The following is a 24380-nucleotide window of genomic DNA, read 5'->3' as shown; positions in this document are numbered from 1 at the left end:
CCGGGGCCGGTACTTGCGACAACGCGGGCTCCCGGGAAGAGTTACGATAAATCTCCGCTCGACGCCAAAATGTCACCCTCACGTGCCGCGGCCGAATCACTGAGCCGGACGGGTGAAGGGGGCATCGTCGCAGCGCACGGCACGTCGACCGAAAGGACCACCATGTCTGCACAGGTTGTGATCGTCGGTGGCGGTATCGGAGGTCTGACCCTCGGTATCGCGCTCCGCCAGGCCGGTGTGCGGGTCGAGATCTACGAGCGCGCCGACGAGTTGCGTGAGGTCGGCGCGGCCGTCGCATTGTCCGCCAACGGCACCCGCGAGCTCTACCGGCTCGGGATCGGCGAGGGCCTGGACGCGGTCTCCACCCAGCCGACCGAGCTCATCTACCGCGACGGCGTCACCGGCGAGCGCGCCGCAGCCCACCCGGGCGGTGAGACCTACCGGGCCCGGTTCGGTGCGCCGTACTGGGGCATCCACCGCGTGAACCTGCAGCAGGGCCTCGCGGCCGCGTTCGGCGAGGAGCACCTGCACCTCGACAGCGCCGTCGCCTCGGTGGACAGCGACGACGACGGCGCCGAGATCACCCTCGCCGACGGCACCACCGTCTCCGCCGACGTCGTCATCGGTGCGGACGGCGTGCACTCGATCGTCCGCGACTTCGTCGCCGGGCCCGGGTCCGGGCCGGTCTACTCCGGCACCAGCGCGTTCCGGGGCCTGGTCCCGGTCGAGGCACTGCCGAGCCTGCCCGACCCGCTGGCCATCCAGTTCTGGATGGGTGCCGACGCGCACCTGCTGCACTACGCCCTCGGCGAGAACGACGAGACCGTCAACTTCTTCGCGGTGCTCTGCGGCCCGCAGGAGTGGGAGGGCGGCACACGCGAGGCGGCGGAGAACGAGCTGCTCGACGGGTTCGCCGGCTGGCACCCCGCCGTGCGCGAGATGCTGGCCGCGGTCCCGCAGAGCCCGCGCTGGCCGCTGCTGACCCAGCCTCCGCTCACCACCTGGACGCGCGGGCGCGTGACGTTGATCGGCGACGCCTGCCACGCGATGCTGCCGCACCACGGCCAGGGCGCGAACCAGTCTATCGAGGACGCCGCCGAGCTCGCCGGGCTGCTGTCCACGCTCGGGCCGGACGAGGCGCTGGCCGAGTACCCACGCCGTCGCCGGGCCCGGACCCGCGCCGTCGCCCGCAGTGCGTGGGACACCGGGACGCTGCTGCACATCGCGTCCGGGACCCCCGAGGCCGCGGAGCGTGACGCGGGTCTGGCGCACTACCTGGACCGCTACTCCTGGGTCCACTCCCACGGCCAGGACGCCGCCGCGCCGGCGACCGCACTGGTCGGCTGAGACGCCGCGGTCTCCGTAGCGGGGGTCAGGCGTCCGGCGAGGGCGCCGGACCGCCGGGGACGACCTCGCCGGCGACGACGAGGCGGGCGATGTCGGGCAGCTGCAGCCGCAGGGCCCTGGCCTGCTCGCGCAGCAGGCGGAACGCGGTGTCCACGTCCACCCCGTGGTGCTGGGCGACGAACCCCTTCGCCTGCTCCACGGCGACCCGGCCGTCCAGGGCGCCTTGCAGCTGCGCCGCGACGCCCTGCACGCGGCGGACCTCCCGGTCGCGCAGGATCGCGACGGCGGCGGTGTCGGCGAACGCCTGCCCCAGCGCGAGATCGGGGCGGGACAACGGGCCCGGCGTGCCGTCGAGGAGGACCAGCACGCCGAGCACGAGGCCGCGTCGGTGCACCGGCAGCGCGTGCACCGACCGGACGGTGGCGATGCCGGCCGCGGCGGCGGTGAAGCGGGGCCACCGGTCGTCGGTGAGCAGGTCGGCGACCACCACCGGCTCGGCGGTGCGGTAGCAGTCCAGTCCGGGCCCCTCGCCGACGTCGAGCTCGAGGAGCCCGAGCGCCTCCGCGTCGGGGTTCGACGTCGCCGCCAGACGCAGCTCCGGGCGCGAGTCGCCGAGCGTCAGGCCGGCCGCGTCCGTGGCGAGCAGGTCGAGGCTGACGTCGACCAGGGTGGAGGACACGGCCGCCGCGTCGGGGTCCCCGACGGCCGCGACGGAGATCTCCACGAAGGCACGCCCCATCCGGCCCTCACGGTCACCGGACGGGCTGTGGGTCGATCGTTTGCGATGGGTGGTCGGCACGATGCGGCCACGCTCTCGCGCATCGAGGCCCCGCGCAATGAGAAACTGGACACGAGTTGGACAAAATGTGGACGGATGCCGGTCGTGCCCGGTGCCGGGGGCTCAGGCGCCGACCGTGCGGGTGAGGTCCACGATCAGGTCGAGGGCACCCTGCACGTCGTCGACGTGGTGCACCCGGGCCGGGAGCTCGGCCCGGTTCCACCCCGGTCCGGCGGCGATCAGTGCGGACGGCCCGAACGCGTCCAGTGCGGCGGTCTCGGCGAACTGCGGGAGCAGGACGAACACCACCACCACGTCGACCCCGGGCGGGGCCTCGGCGGGCGACAGGCGCGGGTCCAGCACGGCGGCGACGTCGCCACGCTCGCCCAGGGCGGCGGCCAGGACCAGGAGCGGCAGGACGTGCTCCTCCCCGGGATGGGAGGACAGCAGCACCGCGGGTGCCTGGCGGGCGTCCACGCGCGACGCCGTCTCGGCGAGCACGGTCGTCGCGATGTGGGAGACCATGTGTTCCACCGCGATCCCGAGGGGCAGATCGGCCCAGTGCCGCCCGATCGCGGCCAGGACCGGCCGCAGGACGGCCTCCCAGGTGGCGACCACGCCGTGCCGGTCCAGGTACTGCTGCATCAGCGTGCGGACCAGCGGCCCGTCCAGGTTCATCGCGGCGGCGCCCAGCCGGTGCGCGGCCGGGTCCGCGGCCAGGGGCAGCACGAGCTCGTCGTCGGCGGTCCACAGGGTGGCGGTGCCGGGATAGACGTCGCCGTCGGTCGGCGGGGCCGGGGCCTGGGCCGCCAGCACGACCCGGGCCGCGTCGGCCGCCGACACCCCCTGGCCGACCAGGCGCTGGGCCGCCTCGATGCGCCTCACGTCGTCGGCGCCGTAGCGGCGGTGGCCGCCGGGGGAGGTGCGGGTGGCACCGAGGCCGTACCGGCGCTGCCACACCCGCAGGGTGGACGGGCTGATCCCCGTGCGGTCGGCGACGGCGGAGATCGGCAGGGTCACGTCGGCCCCGGGCGGCGGCCCGGTGTCCACCGGCGTGTCGGCGGTGTGCGTCGGTTCCGCGCTCACGTCCATGCTTCGCCCCCTGTGTCCCCTGGTCCGCCCGTGGCCGGCACCGCGGCGCGCCGCCCACCCTCCCGTCGACGGCCCGAGTGTGGCAGCCCGGTGTCACGGGACGGTGCGGCGGCGCCGGTCCCGGGTCGTCACGATCGGGAACGCCCCGGGGACTGGGACGGTCAGTCCTGCGCCGCCAGCGCGTCCAGGCCGGCCGCGATCAGCAGCGGCACGGCCTCGCCGACCGTCTCGAACCCGGAGCCGACGGTGTGCCCGGCGACGTAGCGGGCGTGGATGCCCTCGGCGATCACGGCGATCTTGAAGTAGCCCAGCCCGAGCGCGAACGACAGGTTGCCGACGTCGCGGCCCGAGCCCGCCGCGTAGCGCTCGATCAGGTGCTCGCGCGAGGGCATCCGCGGGCTCGTCGAGGCCGCCTCCCCGCCGAGCACCGGGTCGAACGCCGGGTCGGAGTAGACGACGTGCAGCGCGATGTCGGCCAGCGGGTCGCCGAGCGTCGCCATCTCCCAGTCGACGACGGCCCGCACCACACCGACGTCGCCGGGGTCGAGGATCACGTTGTCGACGCGGAAGTCGCCGTGCACGATCGCCGAGCCGCTGTCGGCCGGGCACGCGTCGGCGAGCTTGCCGTGCAGCCGGTCGACGTCGGGCAGCTCCCGGGTCGCGACCCGGCCCCACTGGTCGTACCAGCGCTTCACCTGCCGCTCCAGGTATCCCGACGGCCGGCCGAACGACTCCAGCCCGACCGACGCCGGATCGACGGCGTGCAGCGCGACGAGCGTGTCCACCAGCGCGTTCGCGCAGCGGTGCACGTCGTCGTCGGAGAGCGCATCGAGGTCGCCGCGGCTGCGCAGGACCTGCCCCGCGACGTGCCCGACCACCGCGAACGGAGCGCCGATGACGTCGGTGTCCTCGGTGTGCACGACGGTCGGCGCGACCGGGACGTCCGTGCCCTGCAACGCGTCCACGACGCGGTACTCGCGCTCCATGTCGTGCGCCGACGGGGTGAGTCCGCCCAGCGGCGGGCGCCGCAGCACCCAGTCGGCCGTCCCGTCGGTGCCGATGCCCGCTCCCGCTCCGCTCCGCGCGGTGAGCCGGTAGGTCAGGTTCGACCGCCCACCCGCGATCAGCTCGGCGCGCAGCTCACCGGTGCCCGGGACCTGCTCCTCGAGGAACGCCTGCAGCTTCGGCAGATCGAGCCCCTCCGGCGCGCTCACGAGACGGGGCCCGTCGGGACGGGGGACACGGGCGGTGCGGCACGCACGGGGTTCCTCCTGGGAGTCATGGAACGCGCCGGCCACGGACGATGTCCGGGGCCGGCGCGGTCTTCGGGTCGCCGGGCTACCGGCCGCGCAGCTCGCGGCGCAGCAGCTTGCCGGTGACGGTCTTGGGGATCTCGTCGAGCAGCTCGACCTGACGGGGGTACTTGTAGGCCGACATCCGCTCCTTGCAGAACGCGATCAGCTCGTCCGGCGTGACGTCCTGCCCCGGACGCACCGAGACGAACGCCTTGACGGTCTCGCCGCGGTACTCGTCGGGGACGCCGACCACGGCGGCCTCGCGGACGGCGGGGTGCTCGTAGAGCACGTCCTCCACCTCGCGCGGCCAGACCTTGTAGCCGCCGGCGTTGATCTGGTCCTTCTTGCGGTCGACGACGTAGAACCAGCCCTTGTCGTCCATGTAGCCGACGTCGCCGGTGAACAGGGCGACCGAGCCGTCCGGCGCGCGCAGCGCGTTCTGCGTCTCCTCCGGCTTGTTCCAGTAGCCCGGCACCACCTGCGGGCCGCGGGTGACGATCTCGCCCACCTCGCCGACGTCGGCGGGGGTGCCGTCGTCGCGGACGATCGCCACCGTGGTGGAGAAGATCGGCACGCCGACCGAGAGCGCACCGGAGGCCTCGTCGACCGGGGCGTCACCCTCGAAGGGCACCCCGTGCGAGGGCGAGTTCGTCTCGGTCAGCCCGTAGAAGTTGTGGATGTAGATGCCGAACTGGTCGGAGAACGCCTTCACCGTGCTCGGCGGGATCGGTGCCCCGCCGGAGTAGATCCGCCGGAACGAGCCGAGGTCCTCGCGCTGCACGCCGTCGATGTTCATCAGCGCGATGAACACGGTGATGGAGCCGATCGAGAACGTCGGACGGTGCTCGCGGATCGCGTCGAGCATGACGCCCGGGTCGAACCGGTAGGCCAGCACCAGCGGGGCCGGGAGCAGCAGCGCGATCGCGATGTGCCCCACGACGCCGGTGATGTGGAACAGCGGCGCGACGCCGAGGACGGTGTCGCTCTCGTCGAGCTTGATCCAGTCCCGGTAGGTCTGGGCGTTGAACACCACGTTGCGGTGGGTGTTCATCGCGCCCTTCGGCGGCCCGGTGGTGCCGGAGGTGTAGCCGAGGAACGCGACGTCGTCCGGGCCCAGCTCGACCGGGTCGGGCTCCTTCCCGGCGGCCGCCTCCAGGACGGTCGCCAGGTCCTCGGTGCCCTCCGGGGTGAACGCCTGAACGCCCGTGAACAGCCGCTCGTCGTGCCGGGTCTGGTACTCCAGCGGCGAGGTCGTCCACGCGATCCGGACCACGGTGTCGGGCACGACCGACTTCGCGATCTCCCAGAGGTCGTCCTGCGCCAGGATCGCGGTCGCGCCGCAGTCGCCGAGCAGCGTGGTCAGCTCCCGCTCGCGGCTCATCGGGTTGATGGAGACGACGATGCCGCCGGCCTTCCACGTCCCGATCACCGCGATCAGGGCCTGCGGGATGTTCTGCAGGTACGTCGCGAGCCGGTCACCCTTCGCGAAGCCGCGCTCGGTCAGCGCGACGGCGAAGGCGTCGGAGAGCTCGTCGAGGCGGGCGAGCGTGATCGAGCCGTCGAAGTACTTGACGATCTCGGTCTGCGGGGCGCGCGCGAGGGAGGCCTCGAACAGCGCCAGCATCGAGTCGAACTCGGGCGTGATGTCGGTCGGGTAGTCCTCGCGGTAGCGCGCCAGCCACGGGCGCTCGCCGTAGAGCCCGGTGCCCGCGGTGCTCATGTCTCCTCCACGGAAGGGAGTGCGTCGTCGGTGCTCACCGGATCACGACCGGGTTGACGGGCGCCCCCGAGCCGCCGACGACGTTGAGCGGAGCAGCGGTGTAGAGGAAGTCCCAGCGGTTGTCCGCGGCGCAGGCGTCGGCGAGCTTGTCCAGGATGCAGATCTCGGTGAGCACGACGCCGAGGTTGCGCATCAGGGCGCAGTGCAGCGGCAGCAGGACCCCGGTCTCCGGGTTCGCGGTGACCTCGTTGGCGATCGTGTCCGTGATCAGGTTCGGGATCTCGCGGTTCTGGAACCACTCGACCAGCTCGCGGGAGTAGGTCAGGCCCGGCTCGACGAAGTTCGCGTAGAACTCCTCCGCCGGGGTCTCGTAGAAGTAGGTCAGGAAGCCGGTGCGGATGAGCAGGATGTCGCGCTGCCCGAGCTCGACGCCCTGGGCCTTCGCGGCGGCCTCGAGGTCGTTGTGGTCGAACGTCTCGCCCTTGTCCAGCCACCGCTTCCCGCGGTGACGGGCCATGTCGATCAGCACGCCGCGCCCGACGACACCGCGCTCGGCGATCGGCTGCACGGAGGCCTTGGACAGGACGTCGACGGTGGTGCGGGCGTCGTAGCCGTTCCAGATCTTGTCGTCGTACCAGACGTGGCCCAGCGCGTCGTACTGCGTCGAGCCCTGCAGGAAGATCTCGGCCTTGTCGTCGGCGTAGTGCAGGCCGCCGGGGAACGCCGGTGCGCCCTCCTTGCCCTCGTCCCAGGACGACTCGTCCCAGACCACGGTGCGGTTGATGCTCTCGCGGCCGGGGAAGACCGGGTCGCCGTGCGGGTGGCCCATCGCGGCCTGCAGCGGGAACACCTCACCCGACCTGATGTGCTGCGCACCGCGCAGCACCTGGGCCGCGTCGAGATAGTTCAGGGAGCCGACCTCGTCGTCCGGGCCCCACTTGCCCCAGTTCGAGGGGGTGTCGGCGCCCAGCAGCTCGGCCATCGTGGGGGTCTCGGACATCGTTGTCTCCCTTGTCTGAACACGTGCGCACACGCGTGCGATCGCTCGCTCGGGTCGTGTTTAGGCGATGATGCAGGACACATAAATGGCCGTCAATGGGTTGTGCCGGGGCACTTCCGCGGGAGATGTTTAGCTGAGCTGAACATGATGGTCCGGTCGAGGGAGGTGTCGGGATGACGGACGGCGGCCATCCGGCGGACACCGGCCTCGGCTCCCGGATCCGGGCGGCCCGGCTGGCCAGGGGACTGAGCCTGCGCGGGCTCGCGGCGACGCTCCACGTCAGCCCGGCGACGCTGAGCCAGATCGAGAACGGCAACACCGGGCTGAGCGTGAGCCGTCTCGACCGTATCGCCGAGGCCCTCGATCTGACCGTCCCGCAGATCTACGACGTCGCGGTCGGGGCCGACCCCGCCGGCATCCCGGCCGTGGTGTCCACACCGGACCCCGCCCCCGGCCCGGAGGTCCCGTCGGCCCGCTCGGTCCCGTCGGCCCGCTCGGACTGGCGCGAGTACGGGCCGCTGGACTTCGACCCGGTGCTGACGGCCGCGCTCTCGGAGTTCCTGCACACCGGCTACCACGGCGCGACCGTGCGCGGCATCGCCGCGCGCGCCGGCCTGTCCGTGCCGGGGATCTACCACTACTACCCGAGCAAGCAGGCGATGCTCGTCCGGCTCCTCGACCTCACGATGGCCGACCTCCTGGCGCGGTCGGAGGCGGCGCGTGCGGAGGGACGCGACCCGGTCGAGCGGTTCGGCCTGCTCGTGGAGAACCTCGCCCTGTTCCACACGCACCGCAAGGAGCTGGGCTTCGTCGGCGCGACCGAGATGCGCAGCTTCGAGACCGTGAACCGGGAGAAGATCGCCGAGCTGCGGACCGTGCAGCAGCGGATGGTCGACCACGAGGTCACCCAGGCGGTGCGCGACGGCCGGTTCCGCTCCGACCATCCGCACGAGGCGGCCCGCGCCGTCGTCACGATGTGCACGGCACTGCCGACGTGGTGGCGGCGCGACGGCCCGCTCGGCGCGGAGCAGGTCGCCGAGCAGTACGTCGGCTTCGCCCTGGAGCTGATGGGACACCGCGGGTGAGATGACGCCCATGGCTCTCCGGCACGGCGCGCAGCGTCGTGGACGTCATCTCACCTACGGGCTCAGCGCTTGCCTGCGCTCCACGCGTAGGGCAGCTCGCTGCCGTTGAGGACGTGGTCGCCGATCGTCTGCAGCTTGTAGATGAGCGGGTTGTGCACCGAGATGGTGCGGGCGTTGCGCCAGTGCCGGTCGAGACGCAGCTTCTCCGACGTGATCGACGCGCCGCCCACCTCGAACAGCTGGGTGGTGGCGTCGAGGACGGACGGGATCACCGCGGCCTGGGCGCGCGCGACGTCGAACTCGACCTGGTCCAGCGACGCGTCGTCACCGCCGCCGGCGTCGAGCACGCCCTGCAGCTGCTCGGCGATGTCGAGAACGATCGTGCGCGCCGAGTAGGCGGCCGAGGAGAGCCGGCCGATCACCTGCTGCACGAGCGGGTCGTGTCGCGGCAGGTCGGCCTGGGCGTGGGTGAACGTGCGGGTGCGCTCGCGGACCCAGGCCGAGACGTCGTCGGTCGCGCGCTGGGCGATACCCGCGAGCACCGCCAGCTGGACGAGCTGCAGGTAGGCGGTCCCGTAGGTCCGCCCCGGGGTTCCGTATCCGGCGCCGAGGACCCGCTCGGGGGCCACGGCCACCCCGCTGAACTCGGTGGTGCCGCTGGCGGTGAGGCGCTGCCCGAAGCCGTCCCAGTCGTCGTGCTGGGTGACGCCCTCGGCGTCGCCGTCGACGAGCACGTGGATCCGCTCGCCGTCGCGGTCGGCGGCGACGATGATGTGGTCGGCGTAGAGGCTGCCGGTGCTGTAGTACTTCGTGCCGTCGAGCCGCAGGTTCGCGTCGTCACCGGTCACCGCGGTCTGGTAGCGGTCGATCGCGCCGACGCCCGGCTCGGAGATGGCGTTGCCGACGAGCTTGCCGTTCGCGACCGCCTGCAGCCAGCGCTCCCGCTCCGGGCCCGCCTCGGCCAGGAGCTGCTCCTCGACGAACCACCAGTGCACCCGCAGCGCCTGGGGCAGGTTCGACTCGGCCGCGGCCAGGTCGACCAGCAGGCGGAACTGCTGGCGGACCGACGCGCCGAAGCCTCCGAGCTCGACCGGCACCCGCAGCGCGCCGAAGCGGGCCTTGCGCAGCTCGGTGACCTCGTCGTGGGCCAGTGAGCGGTCCTTCTCGCGCTGCACCGCGCCCTCGGCGATCCGGGCGAAGACGGGCGCGAACACCTCGTCGAGCTGGGCGTCGGTGTAGCCGGTCGAGGTGGTGGGGACCGTTGCGGTCACAAGGGTGTCCTTTCGAACGTGAGGGGGTGCCCGGTCGGCCGGGCATCGTGCCGGAACGAGCCACCCGTCCCCGCGGGCCGGTCGTCGGCGCCGTGTCGACCACGACGCCGGGAGGGCCGGGCCCCTCGGACGCGAGAGCGTCCGGGCCGGCGTCGGCGGGATGCCGCGGGGGATCGGGTCAGGGGCGACAGAGTGCGGACGCCACACGCGCGAGGTCGATGTGCCCCCGCGTGGTCAACAGCGCCGATCCGATCACCTCGCGACGGTAACCCGCCCCGGCTCGGATCAGAAGGTCCGCGCGCGGGATCCGGGTCACCCCGTCCCGACTCGTGGGAACCGGATCCCGCGGTCCGGACACGTTGCCCGTCCCTCCCGGGTCGCGCGACGGCCTTCGTCCCGTCATCCGCACCCGTCCCGTCGATCCGCGCCCCCTGCAGTGGGTGCGGATGGCCGGAAGGGGTGCGAACCCGGTGGGGCGTCACGATCGGGCGGGCGTCCCTCGTAGCGCGGGATGTCAGCCGTTGGCCTCGCAACCCAGGTTGTCCGGGTCGTTGTTGTCGAGACGGTGCGGGTCGGAGCCGATGACGGTGTACGGGCCGCCGGGCAGGTCGCCACAGTCCAGGTCCTTCGACGACAGCGGCACGCACGGGCTGTAGTTGGGGTCGCAGCCGCTTCCGCTGCCCGCCTGCTCGACGATCGGCGGATCCGCCGGCGCCGGAGCCGTGGTCTCGCGTCGCCGCTGCTCGGCCTCACGGGCCTGCCGCTCCGACTCGAGGGCCGCCTGTTCGGCTGCGCGGGCCTGCTCCTCCCTGGCGACCCGGTCGCGTTCGGCCTGCTCGGCGGCGAGCCGTGCCTGTTCCCGTCCCCAGCCGGCGAGTGCGGCGAGGCCGTCATGGCGCTGGACCGCATCCTGATGCGCGGTCGCGAGGGCCGTCGTGAAGCGGCTGTGGTCGTCGGGAAACAGCGCGGTCCAGACGAGTCCGTAGTGCGGTCCGGTGAAGAGGGACCCGAGCCGAGCCGCCTCGTCGCCGAGCCCGAGAACCTGCTGCGCCGCCCGGTCGAGCTCGGCCGGGTCGGATGAGGTGGTCGTGGCCGTGGTGGGTGCCCGGGTGACCGCGGACGTCACCGCTTCGACCCGCGCGGGCACTGTGCAGGCGACGCTCGTGGCGTAGAGCCCGCGGCCGGCCGCCCGGGCCTCGCTCTGGGCCTCCACGACGTCGTCGTAGAAGCGGTCGTTGCCCCCGACGAGCGCGGCGAGGCCGAGGCCCTCACGGGCGATCTCGGCGTTGACGAGCCGGTCGTCGGCGTCGTAGACGCCGGCCAGGGTGCGGTCCCACTTGTCCGTCCGCTCGTCGTCGAAGGCGAGCCGTACGGTGCTGCCGACCGGGATCATCTGGGCGAGCCGGGCGGCCGCCTCCGGGCCGAGGCACTCGACGTCGGCGTTCGGGTCCTTCGTCTCCGGCGTGTCGACGTTGAGCAGTCGCACGCTCGTCGTCCGGCCCTCGAACGATGCTTCGAACGTGTCGCCGTCGACGATGCGCTGCACGACGGCCTCGGACGACGGCGCGGAGCTGACGATGCCGACCCCCGCCGTCACGCTGCCGACCGCCACGAGGGCAGCGATCACCTTTCCGACTCCGATCACGACGTTCCTCCCGGGTGCGCGGGCCGGTCGCGGTCGCGACGCCGGGGCCCGATCTCGTACTGCACCCGGCGCATCGGGCGTTCTGCGAACGTCGTTAGCGCCCGCTGTGACCTGGGAATCCGCAGCGGACGTAGATCATCAGTTCTGAGGACTCAGAACGAGCTCCCGGACACGGGCTCGACCCGCAGCGACGGGGCCGACAGCACCACCACCAGGGCGAGCAGCCCCGCGACGAGCACGGCGGGCGCGAGCCCGATCGCTCCGGCGAGAGCGCCGACGAGGACGGGCCCGACGAGGAAGCCCAGATAGCCGCAGGTCGCGACGGCCGCGATCGCGCGTCCGGGCGCGGCGGGCTCCTTCTGCGCGGCGCTGCTCCAGGCCAGCGGCACGATCGCCGAGACCCCGAGCCCGACGACCGCGAACGCCGCGACCCCGACGACCGCGCTGCCGGTCGTCGTGGCCAGGACGAACCCGGCCACGGTGAGCGCGGCGGAGACGCGGGTGACCGCGACCGCGCCGAACCGTCCGGCGGCCCGGTCGGCGACCAGGCGCACGGCGATCATCGACAGCGAGAACGCGAAGTAGCCGAGCGAGGCGACCGACTGCGCGGCGCCGGTGGACGTGGTGAGGAGCAGTGCGCTCCAGTCGTTCACCGTGCCCTCGGCGACGAACCCGCAGAACGCGATCACCCCGAGAGGGATCAGCGCCCGGCCGGGCAGCGTGAACGCCGCGTCCCCCTGCCCGGGGTCGGGGCCGGCCAGGAACACGCCGGCGACCGCGGCGACGGCGACGAGCGCGAGGACGACCGCGGCGACGGAGAAATGCACTGTGATGGGCACACCTCCGGCGGCGGCCGCCGCGGCGACGCCGGACCCGGCCAGGCCGCCGACGTTCCAGAACGCGTGGAAGCTCGCGAAGATCGGACGCCCGTACTCCGACTCGACCCGCGCGGCGTGGGCGTTCATCGACACGTCGAGCAGGCTGTTGCCGACGCCCAGGACGGTCAGCGCGCCGACGAACAGCGCCAGGTCCGGTGCGAACGCGACCGCTGGGAGCCCGGCGCACAGCACCAGCGCGCCGAGCAGCGAACCGGTGCGGCTCCCGACGGTCGTGACCAGCGGGCCGGCGACGAGCAGGGCCAGTACCGACCCCGCGGCCAGGCCGAACAGGCCGACCGCCAGCTGAGCGGGGGACAGGCCCAGCTGCTGCTGTGCCGCCGGGACGCGGGCCGCCCAGGTAGCGAACCCGGCGCCGCAGACGGCGAACACGACCGACACGCCCGCCCGGGCCCGTCGTCGCTCGTCCCCCACACGGGCCGACCCTAGGTGCCGGTCACGCCCCGACGGCCGCGCCCTCGGCGAACATCGCGGCGAACTCCGGGCTCGGCGGGATCTCGGTGATGACGTCGACGAGGACGCCGTCCGGGTCGGCGACGATGAAGTGGCGCTGTCCGAAGTCCTCGCTGCGCAACTCCAGCTCCGGGTGCAGGCCGCCGTCGACGACGAGCCGTTCCCACTCGGCGTCGACGTCGTCGACCTCGAGGTTGAGGATCAGTCCCTGTACCGGGCGGCGGTAGGCCTCGGGCACGGTCGAGTGGGTGTGGTCGAGCAGGGCGAGCTCGTGGGTGCCCCGTCGGAGGCTGACGTACCAGTCGGCCTCGAACGTCGTCTCGAAGCCCAGCAGGTCGACGTAGAACCGCCGGGAGCGGACCAGGTCGGAGGAGCAGATCACGGGGTAGAAGCTGGTGAGGTTCATCGTCGTCCTTTCGCGTACCATCGGTACGTGAAACGTATTGACGTACCATCGGTATGTCAAGTGACGGAGGGAGAGGCGTGGCCGGGGTACGGGCGGAGCAGCGGGAGCGGACGCGGCAGGTGCTGGTGGAGCGCAGTCGCGAGCTGTTCGCGACGCGCGGGTACGCCGACGTCGGGCTCGCGGAGATCGTCACGACCGCCGGGGTCACGAAGGGGGCGCTCTACCACCACTTCCCGGACGGGAAGACGTCGCTGTTCGCCGCGGTGCTCGGGCGGGTGCAGGACGAGGTCGGGGACGCCGTGGCCGCGGCGGCCGGCGCCGAGCCCGACGACTGGTCGGCGCTGCTCGCCGGGTGCCGGGCGTTCCTCGTCTCCAGCACCGCGGCCGGGGTCTCCCGGATCATGCTGGTGGACGGGCCTGCGGTCCTCGGCTGGGCGCGCTGGCGGGAGCTCGACGACGCGGCGTCCGGGCGTCATCTTCTCGAGGCGCTGGAGGGGCTGGTCCGGGACGGCGTGATCACCGCGCGACCGGAGCCCCTGGCCCGCCTGCTGTCCGGGGCGATGAACGAGGCCGCCCTCTGGCTGGCCGACCGCGACGGCGACGGTGCCGACCCGGACCTCCTGGACCAGACCTGGACCGAGCTCGCCACACTGCTCACCGGCCTGCGCCGCTGAGCCGGCCCCGGCCTGTGCCGCTGAGCCGGCCCCGGCCGGTCATGGTCAACGGCACGTCAGGGCTGTTCGATCATGTTCCGGCGACCATGACGTGCCGTTGACCATGGAGCGGCCCCATGGCCGCCGCCGGCCGACGTCGACCCGTCCCTGCTCAGGAGGCCGCGCTGATGGCCTGCTCATGGTCAACGGGGTGTCAGGGCTGTTCGATCATGTGATGAAAGCCGTGACGCCCCGTTGACCACGAACGTCGTCAGCCGGTGAGCTGCGTGCGGAGCTCGTGGGCCCGTTCCCGGAAGCGCTCGACGTTGGCCAGCTTGATGTCCTCGTAACCGCGGACCATGTCCGGCAGGCCGGCGATCTCGGTGACCAGGGAGGCGGTGCCGGCGTCGAGGTGCTCCAGCGCGTCGCGCACCAGGGACTGGTACTCGCCGACCAGCTCCCGCTCCACCCGCCGCACCCGCGCGTAGCCGAACACGTCGAGCGGCGTGCCGCGCAGCCCGCGACCGGCGCGCAGGGCGCGGAAGGCGACGTCGGCGGTCCGGCCGCGCAGGCGGATCTTGCGGTCCATCCCCAGTGCGCGCAGCACCGGCGGGTGCAGCAGCACCGACACCGACGCGTCCGGGCCGTAGGTGTCGTCGCGGCGGGCCTTCTCGACCGGGTCGAGGTGCAGGCGCGCGACCTCGTACTCGTCCTTGTAGGCCAGGAGCTTGTGCAGCCCGGTGGCGTAGGCGACGCCGATCGCCTCACCGGTCGCGTCGTCGGTGCGGGCGGTCGCGAGCGCGGTGACCCGCCCGACCTCCTCGGCGTAGCGCGCCGCCAGCGCCGCGTCCTGGAAGCCCTCCAGGTCGGCGATCCGGGTGGCGAGCACGTCGGAGAGAGCGGCGGGCTGCGCGGCGGCGAGACCCGCGGCCCGGGCACCGACCTCGACCGTCGCCCGCGCGGGTGGCGCGACGGCGGCGAGGACGGCGTCGCGGTCGATCACCGCGGCGCGGCCCCAACGGAACGCGGCGAGGGATTTCTCGACCGCGGCCCCGTTGAGGCGGATCGCGTCCTCGATCGCCTCGGCCGCGATCGGCACGACGCCGTGCTGGTAGGCGGCGCCGACCAGGATCATGTTGGCCGGCATGTGGTCGCCGAAGAGCATCTCGGAGAGATACCCGGCGTCGAGGTGCAGGTTGTCGGGGCCGGTGGCGGCGGCGATCCTCTCGACGGCGTCGTCGGGCGAGCCGGGCAGCACGACCCGGTGGGTGACCATCGCCGCCGTCGGCACGATCGCGGTGTTGACGACGGCGACCGTGTGCCCGGGCCGGGCGGTCGCCAGGTTCGCCTTGTCCGCGGCGCCGAGCAGGTCGAAGCCGACGAGCACGTCCGCGGTGGCCCGCGAGGCGCGCAGCGCGCCGGTCATCGGGGTCTTGGCGATCCGCACGTCGGAGGTGACCGGGCCGCCCTTCTGCGCCAGGCCGGTCTGCTCCAGCCCGGTGGCGTAGGAGCCGTCGAGGTGCGCGGCCATCTGCAGCACCTGCGAGATCGTGACGACGCCGGTGCCGCCGATGCCGGGCATCCGCAGCAGCGTGGTGTCCCCGGACAGCCGCGAGGCCGGCTCGACGAGGCGGACCGGGATCTCCGGGCGCGACCGGCGGGCCGGCGTACCGGGCTCGACCAGCAGGAACGACGGGCAGTCGCCCTTGAGGCACGACAGGTCGGAGTTGCAGGACGCCTGGTGGATCCTCGTTTTGGCGCCGAACTCGGTGTCCACCGGCTGCACCGACAGGCAGGTCGACTTCTCCCCGCAGTCGCCGCAGCCCTCGCACACCCGCTCGTTGATCACGACCTTCTCGGCCGGGGTCGGCAGCTGCCCGCGCTTGCGCAGGCGGCGCTCCTCGGCGGCGCAGCGGTCGTCGTGGATCAGGACGGTGACGCCGTCGAGGGCGGTCAGCTCGGCCTCGGCGGCGGCGAACTCGTCGCGGTGCCGGACCGAGGCGATCGGGTCGAGCGCGACGCCGCGGTAGGCGCCCGGGTCGTCGGTGGTGACGACGATCCGCGCGACGCCCTCGGTCGCGAGCAGCCGCGTGATCTCCGGGACGGACAGGCGCCCGACGGCCTGCTGCCCGCCGGTCATGGCGACGGCGTCGTTGTAGAGCAGTTTGTAGGTCATCGTCACCCCGGCCGCGACGGCCGCGCGCACGGCCAGCGAGCCGGAGTGGTGGAACGTGCCGTCGCCCAGGTTCTGCACGAGCGTGCGGTCGTCGGTGAACGGGGCCAGCCCGATCCACTGGGCGCCCTCGCCGCCCATCTGCGTCATCCCGACCTGGTGGCCGCGGCCCTCGCCGTCGAGGGCGACCATGACGTGGCAGCCGATCCCGACGCCGACGAGCGTGTCGTCGCCGGTGCGGGTGGAGGTGTTGTGCGGGCATCCCGAGCAGAAGTACGGCGTGCGGGTGCCACTCTTCGCGACCGGCAGCGCGATCCGCGACGGCTTCGGCGGCGCGATCGCCTCCAGGTGCGCCAGGGCCGAGGCCGGCAGCCGGTCCGCCCCGGCCGTGGCACGGAGGCGGGCGACCAGGGCGCGGGCCACGTCCTCGGCGCCGAGCTGCCCGCGGGCGGTGAGCAGCGGCCGTCCGGTCTCGTCGCGGCGTCCGACGACGTTCGGCGCGCCGGCCCGGCGGTAGAGCGCGGACTTGAGGTGCTCCTCCAGGAACGGCACCTTGTCCTCGACGACGAGCACCTCGTCCAGGTCGAGGGTCATCTCGGCGAGCGCGTCGGCGTCGACCGGGAACGGCATGTCCATCTTGATCAGCCGCAGGCCGAGGGCCTCCATGGCGCCCTCGTCGAGCCCGAGGTCCTCCAGCGCGCGCAGCACGATCGCGTAGCCGGTGCCGGAGGCGAGCACGCCGAGGCGCGCGTCGCGGGCGGTGAACGCGATCCGGTTGAGGCCGGTCTCGCGGGCGTAGGCGCGGGCCAGGTCGAGGCGGCGGGTCAGCATGTCGTGCTCGGCGTCGAGCGCGGCCGGCCCGACCAGCGCGGCCGGCGTCGGGCGCGGTGCCGTCGGCGGGTGCGGGATGCCGTGCGACAGCGCCCCGACCTCGATCGTCGCGGACGCGTCGGCGATGTCAGCGATGATCTTCAGGCCGGTCCAGAGCCCGGTCGCCCGGGACAGCGCCACCGCGTGCAGGCCGAGCGGGACGATCTCGGCGACGGTCCCGGGCGCGAGCAGCGGCATGGCCAGCGACTGCGCCATCGGCTCGCACGAGCTGGGCACGGTGGAGGACTTGCTGGCCGGGTCGTCGCCGATCCACGCGACCGCCCCGCCGAGCGGCGCGGTGCCGGAGAGGTTGCCGTGCCGGATCGCGTCCGCGGCCCGGTCCAGGCCGGGGTTCTTGCCGTACCAGAAGCCGGTGACCCCGTCGTGGCGACGGCCGGGGACCCGGTCCAGGGTCTGGCTGCCGGCGACGGCGGTGGCGGCCAGCTCCTCGTTGACGCCGGGGCGGAACACCACGCCCGCCGGGTCGAGGAACGGCGCCGCGCGTCCCATCTCCATGTCCACGCCGCCCAGCGGCGAGCCCTGGTAGCCGGAGACGAACACCCCGGTGTCCAGCCCGCGCGCGGCGTCGAGCCGGCGCTGCTCGAGGGTGAGCCGGACGAGCGCCTGGATCCCGGAGATCAGGACCCGGCCGGAGGAGGCGGCGTACTTGTCGTCCAGGGAGACGGCCTGCGCCGTGGTGGTGGCGGTCACGACGACGATGAAAGGGCGTCCCGGCTCCCGCGCACAAGCGACTACGCGGAACCGGCCCGTATGACGCAAGATATCTCTGTCAAAGCCGCTGAGACGAGGAGAAGTGTGCGTGAGTGACGTCGACGAGACCGACCACCGGCTGCTCGCGCTGCTGCACGAGGACGGTCGCCGGACCTACTCCGAGATGGCCGGCGAGGTCGGGTTGTCGGTGGCCGCGGTGAAGCGCCGGGTGGACCGGATGCGCGAGGCCGGGGTGATCACCGGGTTCACCGTGCAGGTCGACCACGTCAAGCTCGGCTGGGGCGTCGAGGCGTTCACCGAGCTGCGCTACACCGGCCGGACCGGGGTGAACGACATCGTCACGACGGCGACGACGGTGCCCGAGGTCCAGGCCGTCTACACGATCGCCGGTGACCCGGACGCGCTCGTGCACGTCCGGGTCCGCGACCTCCCGCACCTGCAGTCGGTGATCGACACGCTGCGCCGCGCCGGGACCGTCACCGGCACGAAGACCCTGATGGTCCTGGGGTCGTGGACGCGCGAGGGCTAGGCGGTGGGACTCAGGGTCGCGCGAGGTGGGACGCGGGCGCTCGCGCGGTGAGGATCTCGGCCCCGTCGTCGGTGATGGCGATCGTGTGCTCGCTGTGCGCCGTCCGGCAGCCCGTCGCGCTGCGCAGCGTCCAGCCGTCGTCGTCGACGACGAGCTCGGCGGTGTCGGTCATGACCCACGGCTCCAGTGCCAGCATCAGCCCGGGGCGGAGCGTGAACCCGCGGCCCGCCTGCCCGGTGTTGGAGATGTGCGGGTCCTGGTGCATCGTCGAGCCGATGCCGTGCCCGCCGAACTGGGTGTTGATCGGGTAGCCAGCCCCGCCCAGGACCGAGCCGATGGCGTGCGAGATGTCGCCGATCCGGGCCCCGGGCCGGGCCGCGGCGATCCCCGCGCTCAGCGCGCGTTCGGTCGTCTCGATCAGGGCGACGCTCTCCGCCGGCCGTGACTCGCCGACGACGAAGCTGATCGCGGAGTCGGCGGCGACCCCGCCGGTGAGGACGGCCAGGTCCAGGCTCAGCAGGTCCCCGTCGGCGAGCGTGTAGTCGTAGGGCCGGCCGTGGAGCACCGCGTCGTTGACGCCGGTGCAGATGTAGTGGCCGAACGGCCCGCGTCCGAAGGCCGGCGCGTAGTCGACGTAGCAGGACTCGGCCCCCGCCTCGTCGATCATGGCCGCGGTCCAGCGGTCGATGTCGAGAAGGTTCGTGCCGACCGTCGCGCGGCTCCGCAGCGTCTGCAGGATCTCGGCGACGACGGCGCCCGTCTCCCTCGCCCGGGCCACCATGGTGGGACTGAGTATCTCGATCATTCCGCGCCTTCCCGTACCGCCGATAACTATCCCGGTCAAACTATACCGGTACTATCATCGGCCCATGGTCAGGTTGCCGCTCACCCCCGCCGAGGTCGAACGCGGGCAGCGCCTCGGCGCCCTCCTGCGCCGGGCACGGGGGGAGCGCTCGATGCTCGACACCGCGCTCGACGCCGGCGTCTCGCCGGAGACCCTCCGCAAGATCGAGTCCGGTCGCGTGGCGACCCCCGCCTTCCCGACCATCGCCGCGATCGCCGACGTCCTCGGCCTGTCCCTCGACGAGGTGTGGGCCGAGGTCAGCCGCCCCGACGCCGGCGGCGAGGTCGCCGCGGCCGGGTCGCGTCGCGGTGCGCGCGAGCCGCTGGCCTCTTGACCCGGGGGCTCAGGCGGCGAGGAACTCCTCGACCACGGCGTTGAACGCCACGAGGCCGCCTACGTCAACGGCGTCTGCCTGCCCGTCGACGGGGGCCTGGTCGCACGGGCGCTCTGACACCGGGCGGCTCATGGTCAACGGCACGTCACGGCTGTTCGATCATGCTCCGGCAGCACTGAGGTGCCGTTGATCATGACGACGTCCGCGGTGTGGTGCCCGGACGGTGGCATCCTCTCCGGGACAGGGCATCGAGGCGGACGGGGGCGTCGTGGACGCGGACGTGATCGTGGTGGGCGCGGGGCTGGCGGGCCTGGTTGCGACGGCGGAGCTGGCCGACGCGGGGCGCAAGGTCCTGCTGCTCGACCAGGAGGGCGAGCAGAACCTGGGCGGGCAGGCGTTCTGGTCGCTCGGCGGGTTGTTCATGGTCGACACCCCCGAGCAGCGGCGGATGGGCATCACCGACTCCGCGGACCTGGCGATGCAGGACTGGCTGGGCACCGCGACGTTCGACCGCGGCGTCGACGACCCGTCCGGTGAGGACTTCTGGGCCCGGCAGTGGGCGACGGCCTACGTCGACTTCGCCGCGGGGGAGAAGCGGTCCTGGCTGCACGCGCAGGGGGTGCGCTGGATCCCGGTCGTCGGATGGGCCGAGCGCGGCGGCTATCTCGCCGACGGGCACGGCAACTCGGTGCCGCGCTTCCACCTGACCTGGGGCACCGGGCCGGGCGTGCTCGCGCCGTTCGAGCGGCGGGTACGTGACGCGGTGGCCCGCGGGTTGGTGCGGTTCGCGTTTCGGCACCGCGTCGACGAGGTGCTGACCACCGGCGGCGTCGTCGACGGCGTCCGCGGGGCCGTCCTCGAACCCACCGACGCCGTCCGCGGGGCCGCGAGCTCGCGCACCGAGGTCGAGGAGTTCACGCTGCACGCCCCGGTCGTCCTGGTCACCGCGGGCGGGATCGGCGCCGACCACGACCTGGTGCGCGCGAACTGGCCGCAGCGTCTGGGCACCCCGCCGGAGAAGATGATTTCCGGGGTCCCCGAGCACGTCGACGGCCGGATGCTGGCGATCACCGAGCGCGCGGGCGGGCGTCTGGTCAACCGCGACCGGATGTGGCACTACACCGAGGGCATCACCAACTGGGACCCGATCTGGGCGCGGCACGGCATCCGCGTGATCCCCGGGCCGTCGTCGCTGTGGTTCGACGCCCGCGGCCGCCGCTTCCCGGCGCCGGTGTTCCCCGGCTTCGACACCCTCGGCACGCTCGAGGCGATCCTGGCGACCGGCTACGACCACTCCTGGTTCGTGCTCACCCAGAAGATCATCGAGAAGGAGTTCGCGCTGTCGGGCTCCGAGCAGAACCCGGACATCACCGGCAAGGACCTCAAGCTCACCCTGGGCCGGGTGCGGCCCGGCGCGTCCGGGCCGGTGGAGGCGTTCAAGCGCCACGGTGAGGACTTCGTCGTCGCCGACTCCGTCGAGGAGCTGGTGGCGGGGATGAACGCGATCACCGCGAACGACCACGACGCCCCGGTGCTCGACGCCGCCGACATGCGCCGCCAGATCGAGGCCCGCGACCGCGAGATGGACAACCCGTTCGCCAAGGACCTGCAGGTGATGGCCATCCACAACTCGAGGCGCTCCCGCGGGGAGCGCCTCGCGCGCACCGCGTCCCCGCACAAGATCCTGGACCCGAAGGCGGGCCCGCTGATCGCGGTCCGGCTGAACATCATCACCCGCAAGACGCTCGGCGGGCTGCAGACGGACCTGTCCGGGCGGGTGCTCGACGACCGCGGTGCGCCGGTCCCGGGCCTCTACGCAGCGGGCGAGGTCGCCGGGTTCGGCGGCGGCGGGGTGCACGGCTACCGCTCGCTGGAGGGCACGTTCCTCGGCGGGTGCCTCTTCTCCGGACGTCAGGCCGGGCGGGCGATCGCCCTCGCCACCGCCTGACGGGCCGGCCCCGGACGAGGTTCGGGGGCCGTACCACCCCCGTGGTCGGCCCCCGAACCGGCGACGACGAGACGACCGCTCCCCAGCTTCTCGGCTCATCGTGTGGCTGTGACGAGAACGGGATTCCCGACCTCGGACGGGTGAAACCCGAAAAATCCCGGCCACGTCGACAGGAGCGTCACACGGGACGGGCGGTCGCTCGCGTGCGGCGAGCGAGGCGACCCCGGTGTCACCGTGGATCATTGCGGCACAACGGGTCCGGTCACATCGAACCTCGTACGCCACAATTGCGTTGAGTGACCAGACGTGACGCTCGGTGAGAAGGGTTCGCTGATGACGACGACCGTGGCGGTCAAGGACGAGTTGGCGCGGGCCCGTGCGGCGGAGCCGGCCGCCCGGCTCGCGGAGGTGGTCACCGTGCTGCGGTTCGCCGGCACGGTGGACCGTGAGGCGTCGGCGGCCGGGATGCGCGTCGTCATCGAGGCCGAGCTGGACTCCGGGGCCGTCGCACGCCGTCTGTGCGGGGAGATCCGCGGGCTGTTCGGCATCGCCGCGCACGAGTCCACCCCGGTCGGTGTGCTGCGCCGCAGCCGGGGGTGTCTGGTCCGGGTCGTCGGTGACGGCAGCGAGCTGGCCCGCCGGGCCGGCCTGACCGACGGCCGGGGCCGCTGGCTGCGCGGGCTGCCGCCGACCGTCGTCGGGGGTGACCTGGGCGTCGTCGCGGCGGCCTGGCGCGGTGCGTTCCTGGCTCGAGGGGTGCTGGGAAACGGTGGCGGGCCGGCGCTGGAGCTGCTCTGTCCGAGCCCGGAGTCGGCGATGGCGATGGTCGGCCTGGCCCGGCGGCTGGGCGTGCGCGCCGTCGCCCGTGAGGTGGGCGGGGCGGACCGGGTGAGCATCCGGGACGCCGACGCGGCGGTGTCCCTGCTCGGCATGATCGGTGCGGCGGAGAGCGGGCCGGCCTGGGCGCGGCACCGCCCGCACGTCCGGGCCCGGGTGCACGGCAGCCGCTCGGCCGGGTTCGACGACGCCAACCAGCGCCGGTCGGCCGACGCGGCCGCGCAGGTGTCGGCGCGGGTGGAGCGTGCGCTGGAGATCCTGGGCGACCGCGTGCCGGAGAACCTGCGCGCGGCGGGGCGGCTGCGGGTGGACAACGCCGAGGTCTCGCTCGACGAGCTCGGTCGCCTCGCGGACCCGGTGATGACCAAGGACGCCGTGGCCGGGCGGATCCGCCGGCTGCTCTCCATGGCCGACCAGCTCGCCCGGCAGGAGGGCATCCCGACCACCGAGCACGCCCTGGTCGGGCAGTGACGTACGCCCCGATCGGGCGGTGAACCCGACCGGCCGGTAACTCCGGAGGGTGTCCGGGCGAGTACCGGTCATGCGGGACGAGACGGTGGCCGACGCGGTGCGTGCGCGGCGACGGTGCGAGGCGGGGCTGCTCCGGGCCGGAGGGCGCGAGCTGCTCTGCGACGCCCTCGTCGAGGCGACCTGGTACGCCGACCTGTTCCATCCCTGGGACGGCTGCGGCGCCGAACCGTGCGCCCGCGCCGCGGCGCGGCTGTCGATCCTCGAACGCCGGCTGGAGCGTGCCGCCCGCCCCGCCGTGCCGGCCGAGTGACGGGCGGCCTGGTCCGTTCCGATGTCCGCGAGATGGCCGGTTCCGCACCCGAGATCACATTGACGATCTGAACACTTGCGCAGATGATTCGCCGGGGTCGGCCGCGCGGCCGGCCGGGAGGCGGAGTGCACATGACGGGGCGTGGACGGGCCGGCGCGGGCCGGGTCGCGGCGGTACTGGCGGCTGTGACGGTGCTGCTCGCCGGCTGCGGCGGAGCGGCGACGGACCAGGGCGCGGCGCAGCCGGACGGTGAGCTGACCGTGGCCCTGCAGTTCCCGCCGCGTGCGGCCTACGCCTTCGACGCCGACGACGGCGCGCGGTTGCAGTCCCTCGGCGTCGCCGAGACGCTGACCTCGGTCGACGGGAACGTCGCGCCGGTGCCGTCGCTGGCGACGGCCTGGCAGCAGAGCGCCGACGGCCGCAGCTGGCGGTTCACGCTGCGCCCGGGCGTCCGGTTCCACGACGGTGCCCCGCTCGACCCGGCCGCCGTCGTCACCGCGCTGCGCTACGTCGCCGGGGTGAGCGCGCCGCCGCGGGCGATCCGCGGCATCGGGTTCGCCGTCGCCGCCGACGGCCCGGACGCGGTCCGGATCACCACCTCCGCGCCGGACCCGGTGATGCCGCTGCGGATGAGCAGCGGCAACCTCGGCATCCTGTCCCCGGCCGCCTACGCCGGCGGCGGGGCACCGGAGGTCGTGCGCACCGCGACCGGGCCCTACGTCCTGGACGCGGTGAACGGGACCGACTCCGCGGTCCTGGTCCGCAACGACGCCTACTGGGGCACCCGCGGTGGGGCGGGGCGCGTCACCGTCCGGTACGTGACCGACCCGCAGACCCGCGCACTGGCGGTGCAGTCCGGTGACGTCCAGTTCGCCGAGGGGCTGCCGAACGCCTCCCTGCCGCAGCTGCGTTCGTCGGGGGCCGAGGTCGTCGAGTACCCGAACGCGCGCACGGTGGAGCTGCTGCTCAACCAGTCCGCCGCGCCGTTCTCCGACCTGCGGGTGCGGCAGGCCGTCACGAAGGCGATCGACCGCCCGGTGCTCGCGGCGCAGGTGCTCGGCGGCGCCGCGGACCCGGCCGCGGACCTGTTCGGCGCCGCGGTGCCGTGGGGCGTCACCCAGCCCCCGCCCGCGGCCGACGTCGAGGGAGCGAAGACCCTGCTCGCGCAGGCCGGCTACGGGCCGGCGCGCCCGCTGACCGTGCGGCTGCAGACGTTCCCGAACCGTCCCGAGCTGCCGGTGCTGGCCACCGCGATCCAGGCCATGCTCGCCCGCGCCGGGGTCACCGTGCAGATCCAGGTCGGCAACTACGACGCCCAGGAGCCCGACGTGCTCGCCGGGCGGTTCGACATGTTCCTCAACTCGCGCAGCTACCTGTCCGACTACCCGGACGCCACCAGCACGCTGAGCTCGGACTACACCTGCGAGGGCAGCTACAACATCGACCACTTCTGCTCCCCGGCCTACGACGCGCTGATCGCCCGGCTGCCGACCGTCACCGACGTCGCGGCCCGCCAGCAGCTGTTCGCACAGGCGGCGCGGATGCTGACCGATCAGGCGGTCGGTGTGATGGTGGTGCACCCGAAGAACACCGCGGTGCTGAGCGGGGCCACCGGCTTCGTCCCGGACCCGCTCGGGGTGCGGCCGGTGCTGCCGCCGCTGCAGCGCACGGGGTGAGCGTCGGGGACCCCC

At 73.4% G+C, this 24380-nt stretch carries 21 protein-coding genes; 9 read left to right on the top strand and 12 right to left on the bottom strand.

The window, feature by feature from the left end:
- Window positions 1-162: 162 nt before the first annotated feature.
- The gene (locus tag EV383_RS23215) at window positions 163-1347 is read left to right on the top strand and encodes an FAD-dependent monooxygenase (protein WP_130291893.1); all 1185 of its coding nucleotides are present in this window, start codon (window positions 163-165) and stop codon (window positions 1345-1347) included.
- Between the two features lie 25 nt (window positions 1348-1372).
- Here the strand turns inward: EV383_RS23215 and EV383_RS23210 are convergent, their stop codons facing one another.
- From EV383_RS23210 to EV383_RS23190, 5 genes are all read right to left on the bottom strand, one after another.
- Window positions 1373-2086: a GAF and ANTAR domain-containing protein gene (locus EV383_RS23210; RefSeq protein ID WP_130291892.1), complete on the bottom strand. Its 714-nt coding sequence runs from the start codon at window positions 2084-2086 to the stop codon at window positions 1373-1375.
- 162 nt (window positions 2087-2248) lie between these two features.
- Window positions 2249-3211, bottom strand: coding sequence for a MerR family transcriptional regulator (locus EV383_RS23205; protein ID WP_165438470.1), 963 nt, complete (start codon window positions 3209-3211; stop codon window positions 2249-2251).
- A 167-nt stretch (window positions 3212-3378) separates the two neighbouring features.
- Window positions 3379-4431 carry a phosphotransferase family protein gene (locus tag EV383_RS23200; protein WP_130291890.1) on the bottom strand — a complete coding sequence of 351 codons (1053 nt, stop codon included), beginning with the start codon at window positions 4429-4431 and terminating at the stop codon, window positions 3379-3381.
- A gap of 124 nt (window positions 4432-4555) precedes the next feature.
- Window positions 4556-6232, bottom strand: coding sequence for an AMP-binding protein (locus tag EV383_RS23195; protein ID WP_130291889.1), 1677 nt, complete (start codon window positions 6230-6232; stop codon window positions 4556-4558).
- 34 nt (window positions 6233-6266) lie between these two features.
- Window positions 6267-7232 carry a cyclase family protein gene (locus EV383_RS23190; RefSeq protein WP_130291888.1) on the bottom strand — a complete coding sequence of 322 codons (966 nt, stop codon included), beginning with the start codon at window positions 7230-7232 and terminating at the stop codon, window positions 6267-6269.
- A gap of 173 nt (window positions 7233-7405) precedes the next feature.
- Here EV383_RS23190 and EV383_RS23185 point away from each other — a divergent pair, with 173 nt between their 5' ends.
- Window positions 7406-8317, top strand: coding sequence for a TetR-type transcription factor C-terminal domain-containing protein (locus tag EV383_RS23185; RefSeq protein WP_130291887.1), 912 nt, complete (start codon window positions 7406-7408; stop codon window positions 8315-8317).
- A gap of 62 nt (window positions 8318-8379) precedes the next feature.
- Here the strand turns inward: EV383_RS23185 and EV383_RS23180 are convergent, their stop codons facing one another.
- The 5 genes from EV383_RS23180 to EV383_RS23165 all read right to left on the bottom strand — a co-directional run bounded on the left by EV383_RS23180 (window position 8380) and on the right by EV383_RS23165 (window position 12988).
- Complete coding sequence (locus tag EV383_RS23180) at window positions 8380-9588, bottom strand: acyl-CoA dehydrogenase family protein (RefSeq protein WP_130291886.1); 1209 nt, start codon at window positions 9586-9588, stop codon at window positions 8380-8382.
- Between the two features lie 178 nt (window positions 9589-9766).
- Window positions 9767-9991, bottom strand: coding sequence for a putative leader peptide (locus tag EV383_RS33180; RefSeq protein ID WP_423213700.1), 225 nt, complete (start codon window positions 9989-9991; stop codon window positions 9767-9769).
- 111 nt (window positions 9992-10102) lie between these two features.
- A complete protein-coding gene (locus EV383_RS23175; protein ID WP_130291885.1) occupies window positions 10103-11233 on the bottom strand; it encodes a thermonuclease family protein in 1131 nt (376 codons plus the stop codon).
- Between the two features lie 152 nt (window positions 11234-11385).
- Window positions 11386-12543, bottom strand: coding sequence for an MFS transporter (locus EV383_RS23170; RefSeq protein ID WP_130291884.1), 1158 nt, complete (start codon window positions 12541-12543; stop codon window positions 11386-11388).
- Between the two features lie 22 nt (window positions 12544-12565).
- Window positions 12566-12988: a VOC family protein gene (locus EV383_RS23165; RefSeq protein WP_130291883.1), complete on the bottom strand. Its 423-nt coding sequence runs from the start codon at window positions 12986-12988 to the stop codon at window positions 12566-12568.
- Between the two features lie 77 nt (window positions 12989-13065).
- Between EV383_RS23165 and EV383_RS23160 the strand changes: the two genes are divergently transcribed.
- Window positions 13066-13662, top strand: a complete 597-nt coding sequence (locus EV383_RS23160) for a TetR/AcrR family transcriptional regulator (protein WP_207223633.1) — start codon at window positions 13066-13068, stop codon at window positions 13660-13662.
- A gap of 250 nt (window positions 13663-13912) precedes the next feature.
- On the opposite strand, the gene EV383_RS23155 is transcribed toward EV383_RS23160, so the two are convergent.
- Entirely contained in the window at window positions 13913-17395 is a 3483-nt protein-coding gene (locus tag EV383_RS23155) for an indolepyruvate ferredoxin oxidoreductase family protein (RefSeq protein WP_130291881.1), read from the bottom strand.
- Between the two features lie 109 nt (window positions 17396-17504).
- Between EV383_RS23155 and EV383_RS23150 the strand changes: the two genes are divergently transcribed.
- Complete coding sequence (locus tag EV383_RS23150) at window positions 17505-17945, top strand: Lrp/AsnC family transcriptional regulator (RefSeq protein WP_130291880.1); 441 nt, start codon at window positions 17505-17507, stop codon at window positions 17943-17945.
- Between the two features lie 10 nt (window positions 17946-17955).
- On the opposite strand, the gene map is transcribed toward EV383_RS23150, so the two are convergent.
- On the bottom strand, window positions 17956-18750 hold the full coding sequence (map, locus tag EV383_RS23145; RefSeq protein ID WP_130291879.1) for a type I methionyl aminopeptidase: 795 nt from the start codon (window positions 18748-18750) through the stop codon (window positions 17956-17958).
- A gap of 64 nt (window positions 18751-18814) precedes the next feature.
- On the opposite strand from map, the gene EV383_RS23140 reads away from it, so the two are divergent.
- From EV383_RS23140 to EV383_RS23120, 5 genes are all read left to right on the top strand, one after another.
- Window positions 18815-19123 (top strand): helix-turn-helix transcriptional regulator, encoded by a 309-nt coding sequence (locus EV383_RS23140; protein ID WP_130291878.1) that lies wholly within the window; start codon window positions 18815-18817, stop codon window positions 19121-19123.
- A gap of 268 nt (window positions 19124-19391) precedes the next feature.
- Window positions 19392-21071 carry an FAD-binding dehydrogenase gene (locus EV383_RS23135; protein ID WP_130294881.1) on the top strand — a complete coding sequence of 560 codons (1680 nt, stop codon included), beginning with the start codon at window positions 19392-19394 and terminating at the stop codon, window positions 21069-21071.
- A gap of 333 nt (window positions 21072-21404) precedes the next feature.
- Window positions 21405-22379 (top strand): DNA-binding protein WhiA, encoded by a 975-nt coding sequence (whiA, locus tag EV383_RS23130; protein ID WP_130291877.1) that lies wholly within the window; start codon window positions 21405-21407, stop codon window positions 22377-22379.
- 70 nt (window positions 22380-22449) lie between these two features.
- Window positions 22450-22689, top strand: coding sequence for a hypothetical protein (locus tag EV383_RS23125; RefSeq protein ID WP_130291876.1), 240 nt, complete (start codon window positions 22450-22452; stop codon window positions 22687-22689).
- Between the two features lie 131 nt (window positions 22690-22820).
- Window positions 22821-24365 (top strand): ABC transporter substrate-binding protein, encoded by a 1545-nt coding sequence (locus tag EV383_RS23120; RefSeq protein ID WP_130291875.1) that lies wholly within the window; start codon window positions 22821-22823, stop codon window positions 24363-24365.
- Window positions 24366-24380 lie beyond the last annotated feature (15 nt).

The sequence above is a fragment of the Pseudonocardia sediminis genome, from assembly GCF_004217185.1.
GTDB classification, from domain to species: domain Bacteria; phylum Actinomycetota; class Actinomycetes; order Mycobacteriales; family Pseudonocardiaceae; genus Pseudonocardia; species Pseudonocardia sediminis.
The sequence above is the reverse complement of the archived record's forward strand: the minus strand, read 5'-3'. Positions and strand labels throughout refer to the sequence as shown.